11 protein-coding genes are annotated in these 6,907 nt (G+C 54.3%); all 11 read left to right on the top strand.

What is annotated here, in order from left to right:
- The first annotated feature begins 133 nt into the window (after positions 1-133).
- The 11 genes from RRF55_RS26685 (at position 134) to RRF55_RS26635 (ending at position 6,753) form a co-directional block, all read left to right on the top strand.
- A complete protein-coding gene (locus tag RRF55_RS26685) occupies positions 134-676 on the top strand; it encodes a single-stranded DNA-binding protein (protein WP_015065513.1) in 543 nt (180 codons plus the stop codon).
- Between the two features lie 48 nt (positions 677-724).
- Entirely contained in the window at positions 725-973 is a 249-nt protein-coding gene (locus RRF55_RS26680; RefSeq protein ID WP_009310026.1) for a DUF905 domain-containing protein, read from the top strand.
- Positions 974-1,042: 69 nt separating this feature from the next.
- Positions 1,043-3,100, top strand: a complete 2,058-nt coding sequence (locus RRF55_RS26675; RefSeq protein WP_023287107.1) for a ParB/RepB/Spo0J family partition protein — start codon at positions 1,043-1,045, stop codon at positions 3,098-3,100.
- A gap of 44 nt (positions 3,101-3,144) precedes the next feature.
- Positions 3,145-3,576 carry a conjugation system SOS inhibitor PsiB gene (gene psiB, locus RRF55_RS26670; RefSeq protein WP_001568057.1) on the top strand — a complete coding sequence of 144 codons (432 nt, stop codon included), beginning with the start codon at positions 3,145-3,147 and terminating at the stop codon, positions 3,574-3,576.
- The gene (locus tag RRF55_RS26665) at positions 3,573-4,301 is read left to right on the top strand and encodes a plasmid SOS inhibition protein A (RefSeq protein WP_001568058.1); all 729 of its coding nucleotides are present in this window, start codon (positions 3,573-3,575) and stop codon (positions 4,299-4,301) included. The genes psiB and RRF55_RS26665 overlap by 4 nt, the downstream gene beginning before the upstream one ends.
- Entirely contained in the window at positions 4,298-4,624 is a 327-nt protein-coding gene (locus tag RRF55_RS26660) for a hypothetical protein (RefSeq protein WP_001568059.1), read from the top strand. Before RRF55_RS26665 ends, RRF55_RS26660 begins: the two co-directional genes overlap by 4 nt.
- Positions 4,625-4,679: 55 nt before the next feature.
- A complete protein-coding gene (locus tag RRF55_RS26655) occupies positions 4,680-5,054 on the top strand; it encodes a hypothetical protein (RefSeq protein ID WP_023287106.1) in 375 nt (124 codons plus the stop codon).
- A 169-nt stretch (positions 5,055-5,223) separates the two neighbouring features.
- Complete coding sequence (locus RRF55_RS26650; RefSeq protein WP_004150508.1) at positions 5,224-5,376, top strand: DUF5431 family protein; 153 nt, start codon at positions 5,224-5,226, stop codon at positions 5,374-5,376.
- Complete coding sequence (locus tag RRF55_RS26645) at positions 5,321-5,440, top strand: type I toxin-antitoxin system Hok family toxin (protein WP_159376494.1); 120 nt, start codon at positions 5,321-5,323, stop codon at positions 5,438-5,440. Before RRF55_RS26650 ends, RRF55_RS26645 begins: the two co-directional genes overlap by 56 nt.
- A 693-nt stretch (positions 5,441-6,133) precedes the next feature.
- Positions 6,134-6,406: a hypothetical protein gene (locus tag RRF55_RS26640; RefSeq protein WP_023287105.1), complete on the top strand. Its 273-nt coding sequence runs from the start codon at positions 6,134-6,136 to the stop codon at positions 6,404-6,406.
- A complete protein-coding gene (locus RRF55_RS26635; RefSeq protein ID WP_023287104.1) occupies positions 6,403-6,753 on the top strand; it encodes a hypothetical protein in 351 nt (116 codons plus the stop codon). Before RRF55_RS26640 ends, RRF55_RS26635 begins: the two co-directional genes overlap by 4 nt.
- The last annotated feature ends 154 nt before the right edge of the window (positions 6,754-6,907 follow it).

Genomic DNA, 6,907 nt, shown 5'->3' with positions numbered 1-6,907 from the left:
GGCTCTCAAACGGGTGAAGGTTATATCCAGGGGGCAGGTTCAGCAGGTCCCCGCAAAACGTCAAAACCGCGGCCCCGGCAACTCAACGGGTGATGGTTTTAAAAGGCAAAACAACGGATTAAGGAGATTCATCATGGCAGCACGTGGCGTTAACAAAGTCATTCTGGTTGGACATCTGGGACAGGATCCGGAAGTGCGTTACATGCCCAACGGGGGCGCAGTGGCCAATCTGACGCTGGCCACGTCTGAAACATGGCGTGACAAGCAGACGGGAGAGATGCGCGAAAACACCGAGTGGCACCGTGTTGTCATGTTCGGCAAGCTCGCGGAAGTGGCGGGCGAATACCTGCGTAAAGGCGCACAGGTCTACATCGAGGGCCAGCTGCGCACCCGCAACTGGCAGGACGATGCCGGAGTCACGCGCTACGTCACCGAGGTGCTGGTCGGGCAGAACGGCACCCTGCAGATGCTCGGCGGCCGCCGTGAATCCGGTGTGCCTGAGAGCGCCGCGCAGCCGCAGAATCCTGCCACCCCGGCACAACCTGCTCAGGCCGCAGCTAAATCCCCGAAAGCGAAGGGCGGTAAGAAAGGCCGTCAGGATGCCGCCCCGTCTCAGCAACCGCCTCAGCCTCTCCCGGATGATTTCCCACCAATGGATGATGACGCGCCCTTTTAAACCACGATGAAGACGCCCCGTTCAGGCGGGGCAGAAAAGGAGAAACACATGGACCATAACGTTTTGTCCCCGCTTGAATCCCTGCCGGATGGCACGTTTACCCGCGAGCAGGCTCAGATTGTCGCAGCGCAGTATCAGAATGTGGCGATTGAAGATGATCAGGGGACCCATTTTCGCCTTGTCGTCCGTCATCAGGATGACGGCAGCATGATCTGGCGCGTCTGGAATTTTGAACCGGGCGGCGAGGACATGATGAACCGCTACATCCGGGACTACGGAGTACGCAAAACGAAGTAAGCAGTAAGAAGAAGGCCGGACAGGTGGGCTGTCCGGCAGACATTCATCAATAGCTAAGAGGTATCAATTATGTCTGCAACAGAGTCTAAGGTAAAAACTGCACCGAAAACCAGCAAAAAAACGCTTAAGTCTGCCGAAGCTGAGGCGCTTAAAGTGGCTCTCGATGCCGCACAGGTCGAGTATGTCCCGGTGACGGCACTGGTGAAGTCTCCCCTGAACGTCAGGACCATTCCCTATCCGGCGGAGAAAGTCTGTTCAATGGCAGATTCCATTGAAGCCATTGGCCTGTTGCAGAATCTGGTCGTGCATAACCTCCCGGATGGTCGCTGTGGTGTGGCTGCCGGTGGTCGTCGCCTGAAAGCGCTGCAGCTCCTGCAGAGTGAAAACCGTATCGATGCCGGATATCAGGTGATGGTGAAAAAGGTACCTGATGAACTGGCTGTTGCGGCATCAATGGCAGAAAACGAACAGCAGATGGCAATGCATCCGTCTGAACAGATCGCCGGGTTCCGCACACTGGCAGAGCAGGGGAAAACCCCCGCGCAGATTGGCGATTTACTGGGGTTCGGTACGCGTCATGTTCAGCGCATGTTGAAACTGACCGAACTGGCTCCCGAAATTCTGGCGGCGCTGGCGAAGGATGAAATCACCACCGAACACTGCCAGGCACTGGCGCTCGAAAGCGATCAGAAACGCCAGGTGGAAGTGCTGGAATCCGCCCGCAAACGGTCCTGGAATAATGAAGTATCAGTTTCCTCGATCCGTAACCTCATTATCTCAGAAGAGGTTTCCACAAACGGCGACAAATTCCGCTTTGTGGGAGAGGCCGCATTCAGTCCGGATGAAATCCGGGTTGATCTCTTCAGCAGCGAAAACGGCGGCTATGTCAAAAGTGCATCGCTCGATACCGCCCTGCTGGAAAAACTGCAGAACATCGCGGAGCACCTCCGCGAAGCGGAAGGCTGGTCATGGTGTGATGGTCGTCTTGACCCGATTTCACACTACGGGAAGGACACTAAAATCTGGCGCCTGCATGCTGTCCCGCCTGTGGAATATACCGAAGCCGAATCAGAACGTCTTGCGGAACTGGAAGCTCTGGAAGCTAAGTATGAAGACGAGAACCCCGGCGTGAATGATGACGTCTTGGCCGGGGCTCTGGAAGCCGTCTGGGAAGAACAGCAGACCATCGCGCACCGGGCAAAACACCGGGCATGGACGGATGAAATGAAGCAATCTGCCGGAGTGGTGGTTTCCTGGACTGGCCAGGAGGTGAAAGTACAGCGCGGTGTGGTGCTGTGCGCCGATGAAAAAATGGAGGAGAAGGATGCATCCACCGATCAGGCCCCTGAAAAAGTCGATCCGCTGGACGCCGTCAGTGTCCCGTTGCTGACCCGCCTTTCTTCTGAACGCACACTGGCGGTTCAGGCGGCCCTGTTGCAGCAGCCGCAGAAAGCCGTCGCGCTGATGGTCTGGAAAATGTGTAACTCGGTTTTCCATACCACAACGTCCGTCAAAGAGCCGTTCTGCATTAGCGTGAGTGTGTCGCATTACGCGCTGACCCGTGAAGCACCTGACGGTGAAAACAGCGTTGCGTTTCAGGCCATCCAGTCAGAAAAAGAACGTCTTGAAGCCCTGCTGCCGGAAAACTGGCGAAAGGATATGACCACCTTCTTTACGCTCGATGGCGCAACCCTGATGGCACTGATGGCTTTCTGCACCGCCTGCTCCATAGATGGTGTACAGGGCAAGGATGAATTTGGTCGTAAACACCAGAGTTCGCTGGATGGGGTGGAAAACGCCATTCAGTTTGACCTTCGTGACTGGTGGAAACCGACGGCTGATAACCTTTTCTCGCACATGAAGCTGCCACACATTGTACAGGCACTCTCTCAGGCCGGACTGGCTGGCGCAGCACAGGACGCCGCGAAGATGAAGAAAAAGGATGCCGCTGAACATGCAGAGCACTTCCTCTCAAAAATCCGTTGGGTTCCGGAATGGATGACCAGTGCTGACAATCAGAAACAGCTTGCCGCAAAGTCTGAACTCAGTCTGGCAACAAGTCAGAACGATACCGACGCTGATGCCGGCGACGTCACCGACCATAACAACCCGGCCTGCGCCGCCTGATAACGGAGACGCCGCCCTGCGGGGCGGCGATAAGGAGACTGAAAATGAAAACGTTACTGACTCTGGATGTCCTGAAAACCATGTCTTCTGATGAGCTGGAAGACTACCGCGCCGCCGGTGAAGACTTTCGCCGGGAGCTGAGTCACGCTGTCATGCGCGATCTGACCTCACCGTCCGGCTGGTCCGTGAATGCCGAATACCGGTGCGAATTTGGCGGCTTCTTTCCTGTCCAGATCCGTTTTACCCCCTCTCATGGTCACTTTGATGTGGCGGTATGCAGTCCGGGGGAGCTGAATCCTCGCTGGATAGTGGTCTTTGTTACCCGTGACGGTCAGCCGTTCTCTGTCGTTCGCGTGATGGATGCATTCAACCCTGAACTCATCACCCATACTCTGGATCTCATCGAGTGTCTTGACGCCGGTGGCTACTCGTTTGCCAGCATCATCAGCACGCTGTCACAGGAGGGCGCACAATGATCCCGTCATCCAGTGCTCTTGTATCCCTGAAACCAGCCCGTCAGGCAGCGCTGCAGGCCATCATGACGGTGGAAGAGGCTCGCCAGCGCGGCGCACGTCTGCCATCGATGCCACACGTCCGGACATTCCTGCGCCTGCTGACAGGCTGTAGCCGGATTAACAGTGATGTTGCCCGCCGTATTCCTGGCCTTCACCGTGATCCAAAAGACCGCCTTTCCAGCCTGAAACAGGTGGAAGAGGCGCTGGATATGCTTATCTCCAGCCACGGGGAATACTGTCCGCTGCCGCTGACAATGGATGTGCAGGCTGAACTTTTTCCGGAAGTCCTTCATACCCGAACAGTACGCAGGCTAAAACGTCAGGACTTTGCCTTCACCCGAAAAATGCGCCGTGAAGCCCGTCAGGTCGAGCAGTCCTGGTTACTGCGTCAGAACCTGCTGGGACAGGCTGTCACAGAACTGAATTTTCAGTCACCGGAAACCGTCTGCACCTGGTACACCCGGTGGAGCGACGAGTTTGACGCGGCAGAGCTTGCAGCACCGTTCTGGCGCTGGCAGTCGCGATTCACATCGCTGAAGGAACTGGACTGGCTTCGCATCAGCGGTGAGCCGCTGTATGCAGTGATGTACGAAATTCCGTTAATTGTCCGGGAAACACCTGAACATATTCGTGTTGCTGAACGCTGGCAGGTGCCAAATAAGCTGGCTGATCGGAGTGGTGTATGAAGTGGCGCTATTCTCTGCGCTGGAAACTGCCGCACAGGCCCTGCCCGGGTCCACGGGAACTGATTTCCGTTGTCGTGGAGGCAGGGCAGGCGGCACCTGAAGAGGTGATGTCACGCTGGGTGGCTGGCTCAGGTTACGCTGTATGCGTGGATTTTCTCGGCCAGAAACAGATCCAACGCTGGAGCGATGAACGGAAAGCTGCGGTGAGAAGGCGCAACATGCAGGCACGTATTCATCGTGTTGCCCCTTTGTTTGCCGACGAGTTAATCGAGCGTGAACTGGCTGCGCGTCCGGAGTATTTCAATGGCAAGTCCGCCCGATGAATAAGTACAATGCTGTCTGACAACTCAGATGGCCAAATACAAGGAAAGCAGAACTATGAGGTACTGGTTGCTCGTAATCTTAATGAACGTGCTGTTCTGGTTGATCGTGAAGCATGTTGCTCCGGAATGGTATGGTTCCCCTGGTTATTATGCAGGCCAAATCATCTGCACACTAATAGCTGCGGTCATCACATGGCGTGATCCGCCTGACTGGTTAGATGGAATCCTGCTCGGCGTTATAGAATTCGGCGTTCTGATTGCCGGGATTATATTCTTTGTCTGGGGCATCGGGTACAAGCTGGCATTCTGGGGGCAACATGATCCGAATACCATATATGCAAGTGCAAACGATGTTATTTTGCCTAATCTTGCGCTGGGCACGGGCGTCGTGATCGCGGGATGGGTATACATTAGATATTTAAAGCGCTAAGCAGCATAAGGCGTGGATATACCTGGTAAGAAATAGCACCGGCCCGGTATAATCGACGTGGCGCTTGAGGCTTTTTGCCTCATGACGTGAAGGTGGTTTGTTGCCGTGTTGTGTGGCAGAAAGCAGAAAGCCCCGTAGTTAATATTCATTAACCCACGAGGCCACCTGTATGCCTAGACAACATCAGGATAGCCTCTTAGATGCCGCAAGGCAAGGAGAAGAAGGCCATGAAACTGCCGCGAAACACTCTGCTCGGGTGCGTATTAATAGTGTGCCTCACACTGCTGATATTCACTTACCTCACCCGGAAATCACTTTGTGAAATCCGGTACAGGGACACGAACAGGGAGGTGGCGGCTTTTCTGGCTTACGAATCCGCTAAGTAGCTAACCCCGGCGGGGGGAAGCCCCCGCCATTCAGGGGAGATGATGTCTGACAAGCCTGAAGCGCCTTTATGAAGGGGTTACCGTTCACCGGTAGCCCCTTTTTCCTGTAAGCAGGAAAAAAAGCCCGCGCGACAGGCGGGCAAAAATCTTTCATCTACCTACAACACAGATTCAATGAATCGCAAGTCACATTAACATCCTTCATTCTTCGTAACACCCTGTCATCAGTCTGAAAAAAAAAGTGATTGATTGTGAACATTTGGGTTCTGGTGATAAGTTCTCTCTGTAGCGTAGCCCTCTTTACGGAGGGGTGGAAACAGCAACGGCAGAGTTAAAAGACCACGAGTCAGTGAGGCTGTCCAAAGGCTCCCCGGGGAAACCCGGCGCTACATCAGGTTGCATAGCACTTAACCCGCCCGCCTGCCGGGTTTTCCTTCCGGAAAAGTGCTGCTATAACTTATTCGTGCAATGCGCGGTATCCGCTTTCCTGGTAAATCAGTCGCCCGGTCTGCCAGGTGATACTGCAGTTCATTCCTTATATGATACAGTGATGTTCGCCTGCTTTTTAAGCAGGCTTTTTTTGTTGATTATGTATGACATCTGTCATACAGTTGATTGCGTAATGAACAGAAATTGTTCCACTTAACTCAGTGAGGCGAAGCGCAGTCGCGGGTGAGCCAAAGGAGAGCCAGCATGAACTTCACGATAAAATCCCGTAAAACCGGCGAAATTTTCAGTTTTTACGCACCCGACAGTGGTGGCTATGTTCACCTGGAGTCTCAGGGACACTCTGGTAACTCAGGTGCTCAGATTTGCCGTGGGGGAGGGTTTATGGGCAGTACGCTGTACTGTGACGCTTCTGAGGACGATCTTGCCAGTGTTGCCCGTAAATGGTACCGACAGTTCGTGAGGGAGCGGCGCAAATTCTTAATTATGTCGGGCCAGTATTCTGAGGATAACCAGTGAAAAAAGAGATCTCCCGCAACCCCTCTTTCACACCTTCGCCTAATCTGCGAGCACATCTGAACTCCCACAGGGAAGGGGTGACTGAACGGCTGAATAATATCTTTGATCGTTATGCGCATCTGGTTCGTGCCTGTGCCCTTCCTCTCGATAAAGACGAAACACAGGTTCTGCTTAATGTGCTGAATGGCTCCGTTGTCGAACCCGCCTTTATTGAATATCTGGCTCAGGAAATTCGGGACTCGGATGATTATCTGGAAGGGATACCCGCAGCTAAATCACTGTACGAAAAGTGTCAGTCAGCGACCTATCCGCAATTGCTGGCCACCGTCGAACGCCTGGAACGATAAGAAAGGCATAACACCACTGGACCCCTTCGGCTCCTGACCAGCAAAGCTGGCCAGTCGTCGAGCCACACTCCGCTAACCGCGAAAAGACGCGGTAAGCTACGCCGAACCCGCAAGCGGTTTCGGGCCTGACGGCTAGTGTCTGATGTCTGAAGTC

It is taken from the genome of Klebsiella sp. K47, assembly GCF_051858335.1.
GTDB lineage: Bacteria > Pseudomonadota > Gammaproteobacteria > Enterobacterales > Enterobacteriaceae > Klebsiella > Klebsiella pneumoniae.
The sequence above is the reverse complement of the archived record's forward strand: the minus strand, read 5'-3'. Positions and strand labels throughout refer to the sequence as shown.